The 19,329-nt window shown below is 70.8% G+C and carries 15 protein-coding genes and 1 pseudogene; 8 read left to right on the top strand and 8 right to left on the bottom strand.

Annotation, left to right across the window (positions count from 1 at the left end; genetic code table 11):
• The first annotated feature begins 2 nt into the window (after positions 1-2).
• Positions 3-1,727 carry an allophanate hydrolase gene (gene atzF / locus ON36_RS01525; RefSeq protein ID WP_043646880.1) on the top strand — a complete coding sequence of 575 codons (1,725 nt, stop codon included), beginning with the start codon at positions 3-5 and terminating at the stop codon, positions 1,725-1,727.
• A gap of 393 nt (positions 1,728-2,120) precedes the next feature.
• Here the strand turns inward: atzF and ON36_RS01520 are convergent, their stop codons facing one another.
• Together ON36_RS01520 and ON36_RS01515 are read right to left on the bottom strand one after the other, a co-directional pair.
• On the bottom strand, positions 2,121-3,428 hold the full coding sequence (locus tag ON36_RS01520) for a tetratricopeptide repeat protein (RefSeq protein ID WP_043646879.1): 1,308 nt from the start codon (positions 3,426-3,428) through the stop codon (positions 2,121-2,123).
• A gap of 7 nt (positions 3,429-3,435) precedes the next feature.
• Entirely contained in the window at positions 3,436-4,677 is a 1,242-nt protein-coding gene (locus ON36_RS01515; RefSeq protein WP_043646940.1) for an AAA family ATPase, read from the bottom strand.
• Between the two features lie 356 nt (positions 4,678-5,033).
• On the opposite strand from ON36_RS01515, the gene ON36_RS01510 reads away from it, so the two are divergent.
• Both ON36_RS01510 and ON36_RS01505 read left to right on the top strand, forming a co-directional pair.
• Positions 5,034-6,299, top strand: a complete 1,266-nt coding sequence (locus ON36_RS01510; RefSeq protein WP_052313533.1) for an APC family permease — start codon at positions 5,034-5,036, stop codon at positions 6,297-6,299.
• Between the two features lie 167 nt (positions 6,300-6,466).
• Positions 6,467-7,759 (top strand): serine hydrolase domain-containing protein, encoded by a 1,293-nt coding sequence (locus ON36_RS01505; RefSeq protein WP_245557820.1) that lies wholly within the window; start codon positions 6,467-6,469, stop codon positions 7,757-7,759.
• Between the two features lie 57 nt (positions 7,760-7,816).
• Here the strand turns inward: ON36_RS01505 and ON36_RS01500 are convergent, their stop codons facing one another.
• From ON36_RS01500 to ON36_RS01490, 3 genes are all read right to left on the bottom strand, one after another.
• On the bottom strand, positions 7,817-8,851 hold the full coding sequence (locus tag ON36_RS01500; RefSeq protein ID WP_043646875.1) for an aspartate-semialdehyde dehydrogenase: 1,035 nt from the start codon (positions 8,849-8,851) through the stop codon (positions 7,817-7,819).
• A gap of 4 nt (positions 8,852-8,855) precedes the next feature.
• Positions 8,856-10,121, bottom strand: a complete 1,266-nt coding sequence (locus tag ON36_RS01495; RefSeq protein WP_043646874.1) for an aspartate kinase — start codon at positions 10,119-10,121, stop codon at positions 8,856-8,858.
• Between the two features lie 137 nt (positions 10,122-10,258).
• Positions 10,259-10,831, bottom strand: coding sequence for a dihydrofolate reductase family protein (locus ON36_RS01490; RefSeq protein ID WP_043646873.1), 573 nt, complete (start codon positions 10,829-10,831; stop codon positions 10,259-10,261).
• 77 nt (positions 10,832-10,908) lie between these two features.
• Here ON36_RS01490 and ON36_RS01485 point away from each other — a divergent pair, with 77 nt between their 5' ends.
• The 3 genes from ON36_RS01485 to ON36_RS01475 all read left to right on the top strand — a co-directional run bounded on the left by ON36_RS01485 (position 10,909) and on the right by ON36_RS01475 (position 13,340).
• The gene (locus tag ON36_RS01485; RefSeq protein ID WP_043646872.1) at positions 10,909-11,484 is read left to right on the top strand and encodes a TetR/AcrR family transcriptional regulator; all 576 of its coding nucleotides are present in this window, start codon (positions 10,909-10,911) and stop codon (positions 11,482-11,484) included.
• Between the two features lie 141 nt (positions 11,485-11,625).
• The gene (locus ON36_RS01480; protein WP_043646871.1) at positions 11,626-12,084 is read left to right on the top strand and encodes an SRPBCC family protein; all 459 of its coding nucleotides are present in this window, start codon (positions 11,626-11,628) and stop codon (positions 12,082-12,084) included.
• A gap of 47 nt (positions 12,085-12,131) precedes the next feature.
• A complete protein-coding gene (locus ON36_RS01475) occupies positions 12,132-13,340 on the top strand; it encodes a low temperature requirement protein A (RefSeq protein WP_043646870.1) in 1,209 nt (402 codons plus the stop codon).
• Between the two features lies 1 nt (position 13,341).
• Here the strand turns inward: ON36_RS01475 and ON36_RS01470 are convergent, their stop codons facing one another.
• From ON36_RS01470 to ON36_RS01460, 3 genes are all read right to left on the bottom strand, one after another.
• Entirely contained in the window at positions 13,342-14,181 is an 840-nt protein-coding gene (locus ON36_RS01470; protein ID WP_052313532.1) for an ion transporter, read from the bottom strand.
• A 68-nt stretch (positions 14,182-14,249) separates the two neighbouring features.
• Positions 14,250-15,869 carry a GMC oxidoreductase gene (locus tag ON36_RS01465; RefSeq protein WP_043646869.1) on the bottom strand — a complete coding sequence of 540 codons (1,620 nt, stop codon included), beginning with the start codon at positions 15,867-15,869 and terminating at the stop codon, positions 14,250-14,252.
• A 132-nt stretch (positions 15,870-16,001) separates the two neighbouring features.
• Positions 16,002-16,769: a sulfite exporter TauE/SafE family protein gene (locus tag ON36_RS01460; RefSeq protein ID WP_043646868.1), complete on the bottom strand. Its 768-nt coding sequence runs from the start codon at positions 16,767-16,769 to the stop codon at positions 16,002-16,004.
• Between the two features lie 357 nt (positions 16,770-17,126).
• Here ON36_RS01460 and leuA point away from each other — a divergent pair, with 357 nt between their 5' ends.
• Entirely contained in the window at positions 17,127-18,926 is a 1,800-nt protein-coding gene (gene leuA, locus ON36_RS01455; protein WP_043646867.1) for a 2-isopropylmalate synthase, read from the top strand.
• 197 nt (positions 18,927-19,123) lie between these two features.
• Positions 19,124-19,329: pseudogene (locus ON36_RS35750) on the top strand (hypothetical protein); the annotation flags it as partial.

Genomic DNA, 19,329 nt, shown 5'->3' with positions numbered 1-19,329 from the left:
CCATGACCGCAGGACTACTCGACACCGCCACGGCCGCGCCGACCGCCCGGGTCGCCGCCGCGTACGCGCGCATCGCCGAGGTGGATCGTCCCGAAGTGTGGATCACGCTGCGCTCGCGGGAGGAGGTCACCGCCGACGCCGCGGCGCTCGAGGCGCGCCTGGCCGAGGGCGCGGACCTGCCGCTGGCAGGCCTGCTGCTCGCGGTCAAGGACAACGTCGACGTCGCGGGGCTGCCGACCACGGCCGCCTGCCCCACGTTCGCCTACACGCCCGCCGAATCCGCGACCGCCGTGCGGCGGCTGGTCGAGGCGGGCGCGCTGGTGCTCGGCAAGACCAACCTCGACCAGTTCGCCACCGGCCTGGTCGGCACCCGCAGCCCGTACGGCCCGGTGCGGAACGCGTTGCGGCCCGAATTGGTCTCCGGCGGTTCCAGTTCGGGGTCGGCCGTGGCGGTCGCGCTCGGGATCGCCGACATCGCGATCGGCACCGACACCGCGGGCTCGGGCCGGGTGCCGGCCGCCCTGCACGGCATCGTCGGCGTCAAGACCACCCTCGGCATCGTGCCGACCGACGGCGTGGTCCCGGCCTGCGCCGACTTCGACGCGGTGACGATCTTCGCCGCCGACCTGCCGACCGCCGTCGCCGCGACCCGGGTCATGGCGGGCCCCGACGCGGCCGATCCGCGCAGCCGCAGCTGGCCCGCCGACGTCCGCCTCGCCGCCCCCGCCCGGCCGACCGTCGCCGTGCCCCGCGCCGAGGACCTCACCGCGCTGAGCGAGCCGTACCGCGCGGCCTTCGCCGCCACCATCGACAGTCTGCGGGACCGCGGCGTCACCGTCACCGAACTCGACATCTCGGGGCTGCTCGCCGCCGCCCGGCTGCTCTACGACGGCGCCCTCGTCGCCGAGCGCTACGCCGCCGTCGGCGCCTTCCTCGACACCGCTCCCGACGGTCTCGACCCGACCGTCGCCGCCATCATCGCCGCCGCGCGCGACCTGCCCGCGCACGCCTTCGCCGCCGATCTGGACACCCTCGCCCGTGCCCGCGCCGCCGCCCGCGCACTGCTCGCCGATGTCGACGGCCTCCTCCTGCCGACCACCACCGAACACCCCACCCTGGCGGCGGTGGCCGAGGACCCCGTCGGCATCAACCGGCGGATGGGCACCTACACCAACTTCTGCAACCTGCTCGATCTCGCGGCGGTCGCCGTCCCCGGCGCCCCCACCGCGGACGGGCTGCCCTTCGGCGTCACGGTCGTCGTCCCCACGTTCGGCGACCAGGTCGCGGTCGACCTGGCCGCCCGGATCACCGGTGCCGACGAGCCCCCTACGCTCGTCGGCACCGGCGTCGACCTCGCCGTGTTCGGCGCCCACCTGCGCGGCCAGCCGCTGCACTGGCAGCTCGAGGCCCTCGGCGCCCGGTTCGCCGGCGCGATCACCACGACCGACGCCTACCGGCTCACCGCCCTCGACACCGTGCCCCCCAAGCCCGGCCTGGTCCGCCACGGCGACGGACTCGGCGCACCCATCCGCGGCGAACTCTTCCGCGTCTCCCCCGCCGGGCTCGGCACCTTCCTCGCCGAGCTCCCCGCCCCCATGGCGCTGACCGCCGTCGAACTCGCCGACGGCCGCACCGTGACCGGTTTCGCCTGTACCTACGACGCCGCCGTCGCCGCCACCGACATCACCGAACACGGCGGCTGGGTCGACTACCTCCGATCCCGGTGACCCTCACCCCGATCGCCGGGCCGGCCACCCCTCGTAGACCGGCCCGGAGACCGGGCACCCTCATCGACACCCCGGGCGACGTGGTGCGTCCCGCGCAGCTGGTTACCCTCGGCAGAGAAAGTTCTTCAGCGTCCGGAAGAGCCATCGACCTCGGTCTGCACCGACCGGCCGGAGCCGATCCCTCACCCCTCGAGAGCGATCGGCTCCGGGTTGCCCCGGTGTCGAGAACTACTGTGCGGCCCCGCTCTCGAGAGGCTCTTAACAAGAACTTGTAAGACTCGGCCCGTTCCGCGCGATGATGGAAGCACCGACTATTTGGGGAGCGACCATGACCACTGTGATCGTCTGGGTACTGGCCACTTTGCTGTACTGGTTCAGCAACTTCTGAGCCGGTCAGGCCCCGCTGCTCCGCGTTCGGCCGGCCCTGCTGCCCAGGAGGATCAGCCCGGCCAGCGCGAGCAGCGGGCACAACAACATCTGCGGCCAGGCGACCCCGACGACGAGCCCGAACAGCACGATCGCGGCGAACACCCAGGCGCTCGTTCGCACCGCCGCGTACTCGGCGTACGCGCTGCGCACCAACGCGCGCCTGCTCCGGGAACCACCCAGATACCGCACCGCCAGGACGGCGAGGATCGCGGTCACACCACCGACCACCAGCACACGAACCGTCAGGAGAACCGCGGCGGGTGTCCGGCGCGGGGACGCGGGCGAAGCGGCGGTCTCCGAGATCGCTCGGGTGGTCGGTGCCGCACGGGTCGTCGGCGCGGGCGCAGGAGTCCGCGGCACCGTGAACGGGCTGTCGTAGATGTCGAGGGGCAGCACGAACGACGTGCGGACGCCGTCGGGACCCGGCACCCAGACGGTGTGGGGCGCGCGCGGGGCACGCGCACTGGTCGGCGCCGGTTCGCCCAGCCGTACCAGCGTGGGCGTCGGCCGCGCGCTCGGCCTCGCCGCCGGCTCGGCGCCATCAGCCGACCCGCCGACGAGGGTGACGATCCCGGCGAGCACGAGGATCAGCCACATCAGCGCGACGGACCGGTACAGCGACCGGGCCAGCAGCCTCGCCGCTTCCCCCCGCGCCGCCGGGCCCAGCTCGGGATCCATCGCCGCCGCGGCGATCATGCCGTCCAGGCCGGGGCCGATACGCCGGCGGTCCGCCTCGAGCGCCGCCGCCGACAGCGCCCAGCGCGCGTTGTCCGGTTCCAGGCGCAGCGCCTCACGGAACGCCGCCCTCGCGGCGGAGCGATCCGAGGACGCCAGGATGTTGCCGTAGGAGGCGTGCACGAGAGCGTCGTCCGGTTCCAGCGCCAACGCCTCACCCAGACAGGCCAGCGCCAGATCCGTACGGCCGAGAACCCAGTGCACGTGCGCGAGCACCCGGTGGTTGTCGGCCCGGTCGGGGTCGCTGCGGACCGCCGCCAGCGCGGTGTTCAGGGCGGCCGGGTGCTGACCGAGGCCGAGCAGTGCCAGGGCGCGGATGCGCAGCGACCAGTCGTCCTCGGGGTCGGCGCGCAGTGCCCGACCCGACCAGTCGACGGCGACCGCGTACTCCTTCTCGGTGAGGGCCAGGTCGGCCATCCGGCGGGCGGCGCCGAGGTGTTCCGGGTCCGCCGCGAGCACCTCGGCGAGGGTCGCGCGGGCCTCGTCCACCCGGCCGAGCTCCAGGAGTGTGACGGCCCGGTCGAACTTGTCGCTCACGGGACCCTCAGCGCGTCTTCCTTCGGCGCATATAGGCCGCGAGCTCGTCGTATTGGCCGTCGGCATTGGCGAATTCGACGACATTGCGAGCGGATTCGAACCAGGGCCCGGCGCTCGGCCGAATCCGCCCGAGCGCCTGCTCGAGGTCAGCCATCCCGATCGGCCGGACCGTCCCCGACGACAGCGAATCGGCCATCGCCAGCTGCGTCGCCGTCGTGCAGACGTGCGCGAGGTCGGCGCCGGAGAATTCCTCGGTGCGGCGCACCAGTTTCGGCAGATCGATGCCTGCCACGGGCCGGTCGCGCAGGTGGTGCCGCAGGATCTCGGCGCGCGCCTGCGCGTCGGGCAGCGACACCAGGATCATGCGGTCGAACCGGCCGGGGCGGCGCAACGCCACGTCCAGGTCCCAGGGATGGTTGGTCGCGCCGAGGATGTAGACGCCGTCGTTGCTGTGAACGGCGGAATCCATCTCCGACAGCAACTGATTGACCACATTGCGCATCCCGGACGAGCCCGACATCTGGCTGCGTTTGTGCCCGAGCGCATCCACCTCGTCGAGGAACAATACGCACGGGGCGTTGCGGCGGGCCATCTCGAAGACCTCGTGCAGATTGCGTTCGCCTGAGCCGAGATAGATGTCGAGGATGTCGGACAGCTCGATCGGGAAGAAGCTCGCCCCGAGTTCCCCGGCGACGGCCGAGGCGAGGAAGGTCTTGCCGCAGCCGGGCGGCCCGTACAGCAGCAGGCCGCCGCGCGCGGAGGTGCCGAAGGCCTTGGCCAGCTCCGGATTCCGCATCGGGCCGAGCAGGGTCAGGTCGAGCTGGCGTTTGACCTCGGTCATGCCGCCGACGTCGGCCAGCGTGACGTGCGGGCGGGTCAGCCTGCCGACATCGGACTCCAGCGCGAACGCGGCGGGCTCCTCGCCGACGAAGGCGGGCTCGACGATGTCACCGACCTGCTCCTCCGCGGCGGCCCAGTCGAACCCGGTCGGCGCACGCGGCGGCGCGGGTGCGGCCTCCGGCGCGGCGGCGGTAGGTTCCGGGACGGGCCGGACCGGCACCCCGCCGCCGGTCAGCGCGGACGTGCACTGCTGGAGCAGCTCGTGCACCCGCGGCTGCTGCGGGTCCTGGGCCAGCGCGGTGGCGCAGTGGGCGAGCGCGTCGGCGTGGCGCCCGCGCTCGGCGAGCAGCTCGATCACCCGCACCCGCAGCGCGAGCACCTCCGGACTCCGTTCGAGCGCACCCAGCATCTCGGTGAGCACCGGATCGTTCACGGCCTTCCCCCTCGTATCTCGTTCGGCCGAACAGAGGGAGTTTACGCAGGGCTACCGACATCCGCTCGCCGTCGCCCAGGCCGACCGGGAACGTAACGAGCGTCACTTTTCCACAAGGAACATCCGCACCGGCCCCTCCGTTGAACCCACTGTCGGCGCCCGAACAGCCCCGGGCCGCACCCTTTGTCGCTACGAGCGACCACTCGCCGAGAGGCGCTTGTGGGGCGTCGGCACCTGTACGTGAAACGCCGCCGGGTTCCCTCATCACCGGGCGGCGTTTCGCGTGTCCGGGCCCGGTCGCGGTATCGCGGCGGGTGCCCGAGGATGAGGGGATGGGAACGGAGCTGGCGCGGCGGCTCGGGCTGCGGGACTCGGTGGTGATCGGACTCGGCTCGATGATCGGGGCGGGCGTGTTCGCGGCGCTCGCGCCCGCCGCGGGAGCCGCCGGGCCGTGGCTGCCGGTCGCGCTGGCGGTGGCGGCCGTGGTCGCCTACTGCAACGCGGTGTCCTCCGCCCGGCTCGCGGCCCGCTACCCGGTGTCCGGCGGCACGTATGTCTACGGGCGCGAACGGCTCGGCGCGTTCTGGGGGTACCTCGCGGGCTGGGGATTCGTCGTCGGGAAGAGTGCCTCGTGCGCGGCGATGGCGCTGACCGTCGGGAGCTACGCCTGGCCCGCGCACGCGCACGAGGTGGCGGTCGTGGCCGTGGTCGCGGTGACCGCGATCAACTATGTCGGCGTGCAGAAGTCGGCGCTGGCGACCCGGGTGATCGTCGTGGTCGTGCTGGCCGTCCTCGGCGCGGTGGTCGTCGCCGGGTTCGCGGGCTCGCACGCGGGGGCGACCGGACTCGGCGCCCCGGTCGGGGTGTACGGGGTCCTCCAGGGCGCCGGGCTGCTGTTCTTCGCGTTCGCGGGCTACGCGCGGATCGCCACGCTCGGCGAGGAGGTGCGCGCGCCCGAACGGACGATCCCGCGGGCCATCCTGCTCGCGCTCGGCATCGCCCTCGTCGTGTACGCCCTGGTCGCCGCCGCCGCGCTGCTGACGCTGGGCGCGGGCGGCCTGGCGGGCGCGCCGGATCCGCTGGTGCGGGTCGTCGAGGCCGCGGGCGCGGCCTGGCTCGCCCCGGTGGTGCGGGTCGGCGCGGTGCTGGCGGCGGCGGGCTCGCTGCTCGCCCTGGTCCTCGGGGTCTCGCGGACCACGCTCGCGATGGCACGCGACCGGCATCTGCCCGGCGCGCTCGCCGCGATACATCCACGCTTCCAGGTGCCGCATCGGGCCGAACTCGCCGTCGGCGCGGTGGTCGCGGTGGTGGCGGCGACGGTCGACCTGCGCGGGGCGATCGGCTTCTCGTCGTTCGCGGTGCTGGTGTACTACCTGGTGGCGAACGTGTCGGCGGGGACGCTCACCCGCGCGGAGGGCGCGCCCGCGCGCTGGATCCCGATCCTGGGCGCGGTGGGGTGCGCGGTCGTCGCCTGCTCGCTCCCCCTCGGGTCGGTCCTCGGCGGGCTGGTGGTGCTGGGGCTGGGCGCCGCCTGGTACGGGTGCGGCGGCGGCGCGAGCGGTGACGGAACCCGACCGGGCGGTACATCGGACCCATGACCTGCTGTTTCCGTCCGAAGCAAGCTACCGGTCGGTAGACACACCGGGCATCTCCGGACACGGCCGCGCTATACAGGCTACGAACGCCGAAGGCGTCTACCCTCCCCCTCATGGGGCTGATGAGGGGTGTTTTCGCATGTTCGTCGTCACTCGCCGTCCTCGCGTCCGTGCTGTTCGCGCCACCCACGCACGCGGCCCCCGCCGGACCGGTCTCCTGCCAGGTCACCTCCGGCCGTGAACTCGCCAGGGCCAGGCCCGAGGACGTCGGGCTCGACGGGGCGAAACTGGCCGACGCGCTCCAGTTCGCCAACGACCGCAACCGGCTCAATGTGCAGGTGTTCCGGCACAACTGCCTGGTCGGCGAGGGGGCGCGCAACGCGGAGACCGGCAAGTCCGCGTGGAACGTCTGGAGCGTCACCAAGTCGGTGGTGTCGCTGCTCGCCGGGATCGCGTCCGACCGGGGGCGGCTCGACATCAGCGCCCCGATCGACCGCTACCTCCCCGCCGGACTCGGCGACGCCCAGCACCGGGCGATCACCGTGGAGAACCTGCTGACGGAGAGCTCCGGCATGAAGGTCGGGGCGCTGAGCGAGGGCATCACCGCGGTCATCCCGGTCGACCCGAACAGCGCGGTCCAGGCGCTCGCGGTCGAGCTGGTCAACCCGCCCGGCACCGAATTCAGCTACAGCCAGCGCAATGTCGACCTGCTGTCCTACGTCATCGAGCTCGCCATCGGCGAGCCGCTGCAGCAGTTCGCCCAGCGCGAGCTGTTCGACCCGCTCGGCATCCCCCGCGAGGACTACTACTGGGCGCGCGACCGGGCCGGGCACACCTACGGCTACGCCCACCTCATGATCCCGCCCGAGGACCTGGCCAAGATCGGCCTGCTCGTCCACAACCAGGGCGCGTGGGCGGGCAAGCGGATCGTCTCGGCCGGCTACCTCGCGAAGGCGCGCCAGCCCTCGGAACGCAACAGCTGCTACGGCTACCTGTTCTGGGTCGGCGCCGGATGCGCGGAATCGCCGCAGTTCATGCCCGCCGACACCTATTTCATGTCCGGCCTCGGCCTGCAGAACGTCTTCTTCGTGCCCAGCCTCGACTTGATGGTCGTGTGGACCGGCGCGTTCGGCAACGTCACCGCCTACGGGCCCAGCGGAATCCTGGCCCACCCGGAGGAGCTCTCCCACGAGTTCTTCCGGCGGCTGTTCACCGCGTTCACCGACACGGCGGTCCCGGTCGCCGAGCCGTACGTGGAGCCGACGCTGGAATTCGATCCGAAGCAGCTGGTCGACGCCAACATCCTGCTCGCGGTCTTCGGGATCGGGCCCGGCGCCTACCCGGACTGCGATGTCTTCAGCTGCCTGAACATCCCGCTGCGGCCGCCCTTCGCCGATCTGCCGCCGGGCTGCGCCGTGCTGGCCTGCGTGGGCCACGACGCCCGCACGCCGCGCATCCGCTGACGACACACGACGAGGGCCGGGTCGGTCGACCCGGCCCTCGTCGTTCGCGTGCGCGGCTCAGCCGTTGGCGAGCAGGACCTCGGCGATCTGAATCGTGTTGAGCGCGGCGCCCTTCCGCAGGTTGTCACCCGAGATGAAGAGCGCGAGCCCGCGGCCGCTGGGCACGCCCGGGTCCTGGCGGATCCGGCCGACGAGCGAGTCGTCCTGGCCGGCGGCGGCCAGCGGGGTCGGCACGTCGACCAGCTTCACGCCGGGCGCCTTGGCGAGCAGTTCCTGCGCCTGCTTCACCGACAGCGGCTCGGCGAATTCCGCGTTCACCGACAGCGAGTGCCCGGTGAACACCGGGACCCGCACGCAGGTGCCGGAGACCAGCAGGTCGGGCAGGCCGAGGATCTTGCGGCTCTCGTTGCGGAGCTTCTGATCCTCGTCGGTCTCGCCGCTGCCGTCGTCGACCAGGCCGCCCGCGAGCGGGATGACATCGAACGCGATCGGGGCGACGTACTTGTTCGGCGCGGGGAAGGTGACCGCGGAACCGTCGTGGACCAGCTTCTCCGCCTCCGGCGCGACCGCGCGGATCTGCGAGGCCAGTTCCTCCACACCGGCCAGGCCCGAACCCGAGACGGCCTGGTAGCTGGAGACGATCAGGCGCTGCAGGCCCGCCACGTCGTGCAGCGGCTTGAGCACCGGCATCGCGGCCATGGTCGTGCAGTTCGGGTTCGCGATGATGCCCTTGGGCAGGTGGCGGGTCGCCTCCGGGTTGACCTCGGAGACGACCAGCGGCACATCGGGATCCTTGCGCCAGGCCGAGGAGTTGTCGATCACGGTGACACCGGCGGCGGCGAAGCGCGGCGCCTGCACGCGCGACATGGTCGCGCCCGCGGAGAACAGCGCGATGTCGAGGCCGGCCGGGTCGGCGGTCTCGGTGTCCTCCACGACGATCTCGCCGCCGCGCCACGGCAGGGTCTTGCCCGCCGAGCGCGCCGAGGCGAAGAAGCGCACCTCGTCGGCCGGGAAGTCGCGCTCCTCGAGCAGCTTGCGCATGACGGCGCCGACCTGACCGGTCGCGCCGACGACTCCTACACGAACACCCATGGTCTTATCGCCCCGTTCCCGCGTGGACGACGGCGACCTCGTCGCCGCCGAGATCGAACGCCTGGTGCAGCACCCGCACCGCCTCGTCCAGTTCGGTGTCCTTGACCAGCACCGAGATCCGGATCTCGGAGGTGGAGATCAGATCGATGTTGACGCCCGCGTCGGCCAACGCCTCACAGAAGGTGGCGGTGACGCCGGGGTGCGACTTCATGCCGGCGCCGACCAGGGACACCTTGCCGATGTGGTCGTCGTAGAGGACCTGGGCGAAGCCGATCTCGTCCTGCCGCTTGCTCAGCATCTCGACCGCGCGGGCGCCGTCGGTCTTCGGCAGGGTGAAGGTGATGTCGGTCTTGCCGGTGTCGATCTTGGAGATGTTCTGCAGCACCATGTCGATGTTGATCTCGGCGTCGGCGACCGCGCGGAACACCTTGGCGGCGTAGCCCGGCTCGTCCGGCAGACCGACGACGGTCACCTTGGCCTCGCTGCGGTCGTGCGCGACGCCGGTCAGAATCGCCTGCTCCACGGGAATGTCCTCCATCGATCCGAAAACGGTGGTGCCGATCTTGTCGGTGTACGACGACCGCACATGAACGGGCACGTTGTAGCGGCGCGCGTACTCCACGCACCGCAGCATCAGCACCTTCGACCCGCACGCGGCCATCTCCAGCATCTCCTCGTAGGAGATCTGGTCGAGCTTCTGCGCGTCGGCGACGATGCGCGGGTCGGCGCTGAAGATGCCGTCGACGTCGGTGTAGATCTCGCAGACGTCGGCCTTCAGCGCGGCGGCCAGGGCGACCGCGGTCGTGTCGGAACCGCCGCGGCCGAGGGTGGTGACGTCCTTGCTGTCCTGGCTGACGCCCTGAAAGCCGGCGACGAGCACGATGGTGCCCTCGTCGAGCGCTTCGCGCAGGCGGCCGGGGGTGACGTCGATGATCTTGGCATTGCCGTGCGCGCCGGTGGTGATCACGCCGGCCTGGGAACCGGTGAACGAACGGGCTTCCGCGCCCAGGGAGTGGATGGCCATGGCGACGAGCGCGTTGGAGATGCGCTCACCGGAGGTGAGGAGCATGTCCATCTCGCGGGCGGGCGGCGCGGGGGCCACCTGCTCGGCGAGATCGAGCAGCTCGTCGGTGGTGTCACCCATGGCGGAGCAGACCACGACCACGTCGTGGCCCTGCTTCTTCGTCTCCACGATCCGTTCAGCGACGCGCCGGATCCGGTCGGCGGTGGCCACCGAGGATCCTCCGTACTTCTGAACAACGAGAGCCACGGCAATGGTCCTTCACGATCGGGAATCGAGCTGCTATCAGCGACCAAGCGTACCGGCCGCGGTCCGCCGGATTCCCCGCCACCTACCCCGCCTGTGGAAAAACACACAGGCTCGTCACCTGTGGATAACCACCGGAATCAGGCCCGCTCGAACCAGGTGACCTGCGTACCGCTGTCGAATTCCTTGCGCCGCACGGGAGTGAACTGTGTCGGTTGGAAGACGCCGCCGAACACCGGCACACCGGCCCCCGCGATGACCGGGTAGCTCTTGAGGATCATCGTGTCGATCTCGCCGATGAGCTGGCCGGCCAGGTTTCCGCCGCCGCAGAGCCAGATGTCCTTGCCGTCCTGCCGCTTGAGCTCGCGGACCAGCTCGACCGGGTCGCCGGCGAAGACCTCGACGGCGGGGTGGTCGGCCTGGTCGAGGGAGGACGAGACGACGTACTGCTTCATGTGCGAGAACGGGCTCTCGACGTGCTCGCCGGGAAGGATGTAGGTGCCGCGGCCCATCAGGACCGTGTCCCAGCGCTGGGCGGGCAGGTCGGGGTCGACGCCGACATGGGCCCGGATGTGGGTCGGCATGGCGTCGGCGAACTCCTCCGACATCCACGCCACGTAGTCGGCGGGGGTCGGATAGAAGTCGACCTCGCCGCGGGGGCCCGCGATGTAGCCGTCGAGGGAGACACCGATGTAGTAGACGAGGTTTCGCATATTCATACCGCCTAAGCCGTAGTACTCTGTCTGTAGTGATTTGAACCGTAGTACTACAGATGGAGTGGTGTCAAGCGATGCGCACGAATCCCGAACGCCGGAACGCCCTGCTCGACGGCGCGATCGAGGTCCTCGCCCGCGACGGGGCCCGCGGGCTCACGTTCCGGGCGGTGGACAAGGAGGCGGCGGTGCCCGCCGGAACGGCCTCGAACTACTTCGCCAACCGCGACGACCTGCTTACCCAGGTCGGCAGCCGCTTCTACGAGCTGCTCACCCCACCCGCCGCGACGATGGAGGTGCTGGCCACGGGACCGCGCTCGGCGGAGACGGTCCGGACGCTCATGCACGAGATCGTCGGACGGATCGAGTCGTTCCGGACCGGCTACCTGGCCCTGCTCGAACTGCGGCTGGAGGCGACGCGGCGGCCGGAGCTGCGCCGGGTGCTCACCGACCGGGTCAGGGCCGACATCGAGGACAACATCCGCAACCACCTCGACGGCGGCATGCCGGGCGACGAGGACACGGTGCTGCTCCTCTATCTCGCCCTCAACTGGCTCATCACCGAGCACCTCACCCTGCCCGACATCTTCACCGCCGAACGGAGCGCGGCGCTGATCGACGTCGCGGTCGAACGCGCGATCGGCACAAGGTAATCCGGCTCATAGCAAGCCGCGAGCAAGTGAACCGACCTCTAAACCAGTCATTTGTTCAGATTCGAGGCGTGTTGACGATCACTCCTACGGCTGTGCACAATCGGGCGCGAAGATGAGCGGTGGTTCGGAGGTAAGACAAAAGTGCGCTCGAAAACCGACATCCGTTTCATGGTGGACGCCGAGGCCGATCAGGTCATGGAAGTGCTCTTGGCGGTCGATCTGCTCCCCGAATGGTCCGCGTCCTACAGCGACGCCCGGGTCGGCGCACGTGACGACGCGGGCAGGCCGCGCCGGGTGTTCGTGACCGCCCACTTCATGGGCAACTCCGACCAGCAGGTCCTCGAGTACGTCTGGGAGGAGAACTACGTCGGCTGGGAGGTCGTCGACAGCAGCCGCGGCTCCAAGGGCGGCGGGTCGTTCGAGCTGCTCCCCGGTGCCGACGGCACCGAGGTCCACTACCACGTCGAGCTGTCGCTCCCGCTGCCCATTCCGGGCATGCTGTTCAACCGCACGCTGCGCCGCATCCACGAGGAGGCCGCGGCCGAACTCGCCGACTACGTCGTCCGCACCACAAGCACCCCGCACGCGCAGGAGCTCTGATCCGCTCGCTCCCGGCGGCGTCCGCGCCGGGATGCGACGATGAGCGCATGATCGGAACACGCCGGGCCCGCTTCCAGCTGGCCTCCGAGGGCGCGACGGTGACCCAGCTCGAACTGTTCTTCGACCTGGTCCTGGTCTTCGCGTTCACCATGGTCACCGACCTCGCCGCCGAGGAGACCTCGGCGAAGAACATGCTGCGGGCGGGCCTGGTGATCGCCCTGATGTGGTGGTTGTGGATCGCCTACTCCTGGCTGGGCAACGTCGCCCGCGCCGACGAGGGCATCCTGCGCATCGGCATGTTCGCCGCCATGGGTGGCGCGTTCATCGCCGCCCTGACCATCCCCGAGGCGTTCCACGACCTGCCGGGCGGCTGGTTCGGGCCGCTCGTCTTCGCGATCGCGTACCTGGTCGTGCGCCTGGTGCATCTGGCGATGTTCTGGATCATCAGCGTCGACGACCCGCAACTGCGCAGGCAGACCCTGCGCTGGGCCTCGGTGTCGATCACGGTGGGCACCGCGCTGCTGGTCGTCGCGGCGACCACGCACGGCACCACGCAGATCCTGTTGTGGATCGCCGCGATCGGCGGCGACATGCTGTGGACCTCGATCGCGGGCACCGACTGGCGGATCAACTCGGCGGGCCACTTCGCCGAACGGTACGGGCTGATCGTCATCGTGGCGCTGGGCGAGTCCATCGTGTCCATCGGCATCGGCGTCGCGGGGCTGCCCATCTCCTGGCCGATCACCGTCGGCTCGCTGCTCGGGCTGGCCGTGTCGGGCCTGCTGTGGTGGGCCTACTTCGATGTCGCGGCGCTGTCGGTCGAGCACGCGTTCAAGGCCGCGACCGGCGCGCGACAGATCAGGATCGCCCAATTCAGTTACACCTACGGGCACTTCCCGATGATCGTCGGCGTCATCGCGCTCTCGCTCGGGTTGAAGAAGGTGCTGTACTACGTCGGCGACGCCTCCCACCACACGCTCTCCGACGCGCTCTACGGCATCCCGCTGTTCGCCCTGTTCGGCGGCCCGGCGCTGTTCCTGTTCGGCGTGGTCGTCGCGAAGTACTACGCCACCGGCAGCGTCTCCGGCGCCCGGGTCGTCGCCATCGTCGCCCTGATCGCGCTGACGCCGCTCGCCGCCGCGCTACCCGCCCTGGTCTCGCTGATCCTGCTGACCGCCGTGCTGGCCGCGCTGATCCTGTGGGAGACCGTGCGCCTCGCCCGCCCGCGCGACGAGATCCGGCACGGCGCGCACTGACTCAGCGCGGCGGGAGTTTCGTCAGGTGATGGGCCACGCGGTGCTCGTGCGGCGTGTGGCCCTTCAATGACGGCGCGACCTCGACCTTGTGCCGGACGGCCTCGCCGATCTGGTCGATGTTCTCGCGCAGCATGTCCGCGACCAGCTCGTCGGTGCGCGGATCGGCCAGCAACTGCTGGAGCATGCGGTAGACCGTGTCGGCGATGAGACGCACGATCTCGTTGTGGAACGGGATGTAGCGGACCTTGCCGGTCTGCGGATCGTTCTTGATCAGGTCGACGATCATCTGGTCGATCTCGGCGTGGTTCTCCTCCAGCGCCGCGGCGATGTTGCGGGTGTAGTGCCCGGTGCGCAGCACCTTGGAGACCTCGTCGAGGATGGCGATGGTCATCGGCCGCTTGATGATGTCGACGATGGTGTTCACCGAGCGGCTCACCACCGTCGCGGTGACCCGTTCACCCAGGGCCCGGTCGGCCACGCGGCCGAGCCGCAGCAGGATGACGACGATGCGCAGCAGCCGGAAACTGCGGAACCACGGGCTGGCCACGGGGATCATGCCGAGGATCTCGTACCAGTTGAGCAGCGGGAACGTCCACGGCCAGCCGGCCCGGCGCCAGCGCCACAGGAACTCGACGGCGAAGATCGCGCAGATCACCGCGTCCACCACGACGATCGCGTGATAGGTCGACTGCGACACCGGGAAGAAGGTGATCCAGACGACCAGCACGACCGACACGATGGCCAGCAGCAGCATGACGATGTCGAGCCGCAGTGACGGCGTCTTGGACCGGACGTCCGGCACCGATTCGGCCCGTTGGAAGCCCGCCGCCGCGTCGGTCACCTGGTTTCTCCCTTCACCGGACCCGCTGTCGCCGAGCGTAACCGGTGAACCGCCGCGGACCGGGTTGTTCAGCCGCGCAGGATGTGCTCGATGTTGCGTTCGGCCAGGGCGGTGATGGTCAGCGACGGGTTGACCGTGCCGGTGCTGCCGGGGATCGCCGCGCCGTCCATCACGTAGAGGCCGGGATGTCCGTGCACCCCGCCGTAGGCGTCGGTGGCCTTGCCGAGCACCGCGCCGCCCAGCGGGTGCGCGGTGAACGCGGCGTTGGCGTCGTAGCCGAGCATGCCGTACTCGGCGAGCGCGCCTGCCCGTTCGGCGATGCGGTGATCCACCGCGCGGGCGGCCGCGACCACGGCGTCCTGGGTGGCCGAGGGCCAGGTCAGGCCGACCGTGTTGCGCGCGGCGTCGTAACCGAAGCTCGCCCGGGTCGGGTCGAGGACCATGCCGAGCGAGGCGAGGGCGCCGGTCTCGAACGGGATCCCGGGGATGTACCAGTTCTCCAGGGTCAGCGGCACGGTCGAGGAGTCGGCGATGCGGCTCGCGCTCGGCACGCCCTGGCCGCCGAGACCGGCCAGCGAACTGGCGCCGCGGGCCAGCACGACGTCGCCGTTGGTGCCCCAGCCCTCGCCGACGTGCTCGTTGAGGTTGGGCAGCGCGCCGGTGGCCCTGGCGCGGACCAGCAGTTCGGAGGTGCCGACCGAACCGGCGCCGAGGAAGAGCTTGTCGCAGGTCAGCGTCCGGGTGGACAGCACCTGACCGGTCGGCGCGAGCTTGCTGACCGTGACCGCGTACCGGCCGTCGCGCTCCGCGGCGATGGCGTCGACGCGGTGCCCGGCGAAGACCTGGGTGCGGCCGGTGTCCCTCGCGTAGCGCAGGTAGTTCTGGTTCAGGTCGAACTTGGCGCCGTTGGAGTTGCCGAGGTTGCTGCGCGCGGCGGTGGCCGAGGCGCGGCTGGTGCCCGCCAGCTCGGCGCGCAGCACGTCCCAGGTGAAGATGGAGTCGTTGGCGACGGGCTGGTAACCGGCCGCGCGGACCTGCTCGTCCCAGGCGCGGGAGTGGGCGAAGGGCGCCGAGTTGTAGATGTCGGCGGGCATGGGGTCGAGGCGCAGCATCTGGCGCACCCGCGGGTAGTAGACCCGGTCGAGCTCGCCGTAGTCGACGACACCGCCGAAGACGTGGTCGAACAGCGCCCGTTCCGGCGCGATCATCGCGCCGGTGAAGATCACCGAGCCGCCGCCGACCGCCGCGGCGCGCCAGACGTCGATGCCGCCGAACTCGGTGACGTCGAGGACGCCGCCGAAGGCGTTGAACGACATGGGCACCTTGGTGACGCCGGTGAAGCTGGTGCGGTGCCAGAAGCCGCGGCCGTCGGGCAGGTCGTCGCCGGTGAAGATCTCCCGCCATGGGTCGTTCGGCCAGAGCGAGCCGCGCTCGAGCACGGTGTTGGCGATACCGGCCTCGGCCAGGCGCAGCGCGGTGACCGCGGCGCCGAAACCGGATCCGATGACGATCGCGGGCGAGTGCTGCGGCGCGTCCGGGATCGGCGCGAAGATCTCGGGAACCCAGCCACGGAACAGCGCCTCCCCGGCCGGATTGGCCAGCGCGCGCACGGGTGGCTGCAGCGTCGTCCCCACGGCGCCGGCGAACGCCGCCAGCCCCGCCGCCTTGAAGAAGGCGCGTCTGTGCACCTGGCCACCTCCCTCATCACGCAATGGCCGAGCGCAGAGTACCTTGCCGAAACCAACATTTCGCGGGGTCGGAGCGGCTTTTGTCGGGGATCACAAGCCGCACGGACATACGTCCAGTTCAGCGGCGCGGCGTCAGGCCGTCAGGAGCCTGATCACCGCGATCGTGCCGACGACGACGATGACCGCGCGCAGCACGTTCGGCGGCATCCGCCTGCCGAGCCGGGCGCCGAGCTGGCCGCCGATGATCGAGCCGGCGGCGATGAGCCCGACCGCCTGCCAGTTCACCTCGGCGATCACGATGAAGATGGCCGCCGAGACGGCGTTGACGATGAGGGCGAGCACGTTCTTGACGGCGTTGAGCCGCTGGATGTCCTCATGCACGAACACCCCGAGCAGGCCGAGGAGCAGCACGCCCTGCGCGGCGCCGAAGTAGCCGCCGTAGATGCCGGTGCCGAACACGGCGACCAGCAGCACCGGTCCGCCGTGCACGGGGCCCGCGGCGTCGTCGCCCTCCCGGCGCTTCTTCACCCACGCGGCCAGCCGCGGCTGCACGACGACCAGGATGAGCGCGGCGATGATCAGCACCGGCACGATCGCCTTGAAGGCGCTCGGCGGCATGGTCAGCAGCAGGACGGCGCCGGTGATGCCGCCGAGCAGCGAGGCGGTGCCGAGCTGGAGCAGGCGGGCCCGCTGACCGGCCAGTTCCCTGCGGTAGCCGATCACGCCGCTGACCGAGCCGGGCACCAGGCCGATGGTGTTGGAGACGTTGGCCGTGACCGGCGGCAGTCCGAAGGCGAGCAGCGCCGGGAAGGTGATCAGCGTGCCCGACCCGACGATGGTGTTGATGCCGCCCGCGGCGACGCCCGCCGCCAGGATGGCCAGTTGCTGCAACCAAGTCATGAATGCGTCCTGTGCTTGCCGGAGCGCTGACGCGCTCGAGTAGCGGCCGGGGGTGGCCCCGCCGGAGCCCGGACGATACCCGCGGCCGCGCCGCAGGGTCCCGGCCGGTCTCCGGCGGGCCTGCCGCGACGCTCGCACGCTCGCCGCCCTCCTCGGGGTCCGGCTCCCGGCGGATTTCCGCGGACCCGCTCACCAGGACCGCAGCTCGCGCGGTAAGCTGAAGGGCATCATGCAGCGGGCACTTCTTCTCGGCCGCCGCGACGGGGTCTGATCGGACCGGCTCCCGTCGCGGGGTTCCAACGCGCCGGTCGACCCCCTCCCTATCCGGGATTCCACCCCACACCACGGAGAAATTGCATGTCCTCGGCTGACGCATTCGTATCCGCCTCGCGCACCATCTCGGCGCCCGGCAAGCCCGCCCCCGCCGACCAGCCCGCGTGGAACCGCCAGAAGAACTCCTCGATGCCGGCGTTCCGGTACCGGCCCTACGCCGAAGAGGTCGAGCCGATCACCCTGCCCGACCGCACCTGGCCGGACAAGATCATCGACCGGGCCCCGGCGTGGTGCGCCGTCGACCTGCGCGACGGCAACCAGGCCCTGATCGACCCGATGAGCCCCGCCCGCAAGCGCCGCATGTTCGACCTGCTGGTGCGCATGGGTTACAAGGAGATCGAGGTCGGCTTCCCGGCCGCCAGCCAGACCGACTTCGACTTCGTCCGCGAGATCATCGAGGACGGCGCCATCCCCGACGACGTCACCATCCAGGTGCTGACGCAGTGCCGCGCCGAACTGATCGAGCGCACCTTCGAGGCGTGCGCGGGCGCGCCGAACGTGATCGTCCACTTCTACAACTCGACCTCGATCCTGCAGCGCCGGGTGGTCTTCCGCGCCGAGCGCGACGCGGTGAAGAAGATCGCCACCGACGCCGCGACGCTGTGCCTGGAGATCGAGAAGCGCTACCCGGACACCGCCTGGCGCTACGAGTACAGCCCGGAGTCCTACACCGGCACCGAGCTGGACTACGCCCGCGAGGTCTGTGACGCGGTGTCGGCGATCATCGCGCCGACGCCCGAGAAGCCCCTGATCATCAACCTGCCCGCGACCGTCGAGATGGCCACGCCGAACGTGTACGCCGACTCGATCGAGTGGATGCACCGCAACCTGGCCCGCCGCGACTCCATCGTGCTGTCGCTGCACCCGCACAACGACCGGGGCACCGCCGTCGCGGCCGCCGAGCTGGGCTACCAGGCCGGCGCGGACCGTATCGAGGGCTGCCTGTTCGGCAACGGCGAGCGCACGGGCAACGTCTGCCTGGTGACCCTGGGCATGAACATGTTCTCCCGTGGCATCGACCCGCAGATCAACTTCTCCGACATCGACGAGATCCGCCGCACGGTGGAGTACTGCAACCAGCTGTCGGTGCACGAGCGCCACCCCTACGGCGGCGACCTGGTCTACACGGCGTTCTCCGGCAGCCACCAGGACGCCATCAACAAGGGCCTGGACGCGATGAAGGCCGTGGCGGACGCGCAGGACGCCGACGTGTCCGACATCGTGTGGGAGGTGCCGTACCTGCCGATCGACCCGAAGGACGTCGGCCGTACCTACGAGGCCGTCATCCGGGTGAACTCGCAGTCCGGCAAGGGCGGCGTCGCCTACATCATGAAGACCGATCACGGCCTGGCCCTGCCGCGCCGCCTGCAGATCGAGTTCTCCCAGGCCATCCAGGCCATCACCGACGGCGAGGGCGGCGAGGTGACGCCCAAGGAGATGTGGGACGTCTTCGCGACCGAGTACCTGAACCCGATCCTGCCGCTGGAGCGCATGCGCCAGAAGGTCACCGCCTCGGAGACCGACGGCGGCGTGGACACGATCGTGGCCACGGTGAAGGTCGACGGGGTCGAGCAGGAGGTGACCGGGTCGGGCAACGGCCCGCTGGCCGCCTTCGTCGACGCCATCGCCGGTGTCGGCTTCGACGTCCGGGTGCTGGACTACTCCGAGCACGCGATGTCGGCCGGTGACGACGCGCAGGCGGCGGCCTATGTCGAGGCCGCGATCGGCGACAAGGTCGTCTGGGGCGTCGGCATCGCCACCTCCATCACCACCGCGTCGCTGCGGGCGGTCGTCTCGGCGGTGAACCGGGCCGCGCGGCAGTAGCGGTAGCACGTCTCGCGAGGAGGCCGGGTTCCGTTCCAGGAGCCCGGCTTTCGCGCTTTCCGGGGCCGTTCTACCGGCGGGTAGCTACGCTGCGCCGGTACCGACCGCCCCGGCGGGGGCGTTTACCCCGTGCTAGCGTTTTGGTGCACATTCAGCGCCGACATTCCTGCTCGGGCGATCGAGCAAGTGGGGGAACTGTGACCAACAACGACCACAATCCGACCTCTCCGCCCTGGCTGCAGAGTCCGTCGGCTGACACGGCCGACGTTCCGTCCAGGGCCGCCGCTGTCCAGACGGCCGAGGAGGACGCCTCCGCCGACGGCGCCCCGGCCGAGCCGGCGCAGCCCGAGGCCGCCGCCGAGCCGCAGGCCGGTCTGCCGGACCTGCCCCCGCCGCCGCCGGG

The sequence above is a fragment of the Nocardia thailandica NBRC 100428 genome, assembly GCF_000308795.1.
Lineage (GTDB): Bacteria > Actinomycetota > Actinomycetes > Mycobacteriales > Mycobacteriaceae > Nocardia > Nocardia thailandica.
The sequence above is the reverse complement of the archived record's forward strand: the minus strand, read 5'-3'. Positions and strand labels throughout refer to the sequence as shown.

Coding starts and splice junctions, on each gene's coding strand:
- atzF (WP_043646880.1), top strand. CDS start 3: ATGACCGCAGGACTACTCGACACCGCCACGGCCGCGCCGACCGCCCGG.
- ON36_RS01515 (WP_043646940.1), bottom strand. CDS start 4,677: ATGCTGGGTGCGCTCGAACGGAGTCCGGAGGTGCTCGCGCTGCGGGTG.
- ON36_RS01510 (WP_052313533.1), top strand. CDS start 5,034: ATGGGAACGGAGCTGGCGCGGCGGCTCGGGCTGCGGGACTCGGTGGTG.
- ON36_RS01500 (WP_043646875.1), bottom strand. CDS start 8,851: ATGGGTGTTCGTGTAGGAGTCGTCGGCGCGACCGGTCAGGTCGGCGCC.
- ON36_RS01490 (WP_043646873.1), bottom strand. CDS start 10,831: ATGCGAAACCTCGTCTACTACATCGGTGTCTCCCTCGACGGCTACATC.
- ON36_RS01485 (WP_043646872.1), top strand. CDS start 10,909: ATGCGCACGAATCCCGAACGCCGGAACGCCCTGCTCGACGGCGCGATC.
- ON36_RS01475 (WP_043646870.1), top strand. CDS start 12,132: ATGATCGGAACACGCCGGGCCCGCTTCCAGCTGGCCTCCGAGGGCGCG.
- ON36_RS01460 (WP_043646868.1), bottom strand. CDS start 16,769: ATGACTTGGTTGCAGCAACTGGCCATCCTGGCGGCGGGCGTCGCCGCG.
- leuA (WP_043646867.1), top strand. CDS start 17,127: ATGTCCTCGGCTGACGCATTCGTATCCGCCTCGCGCACCATCTCGGCG.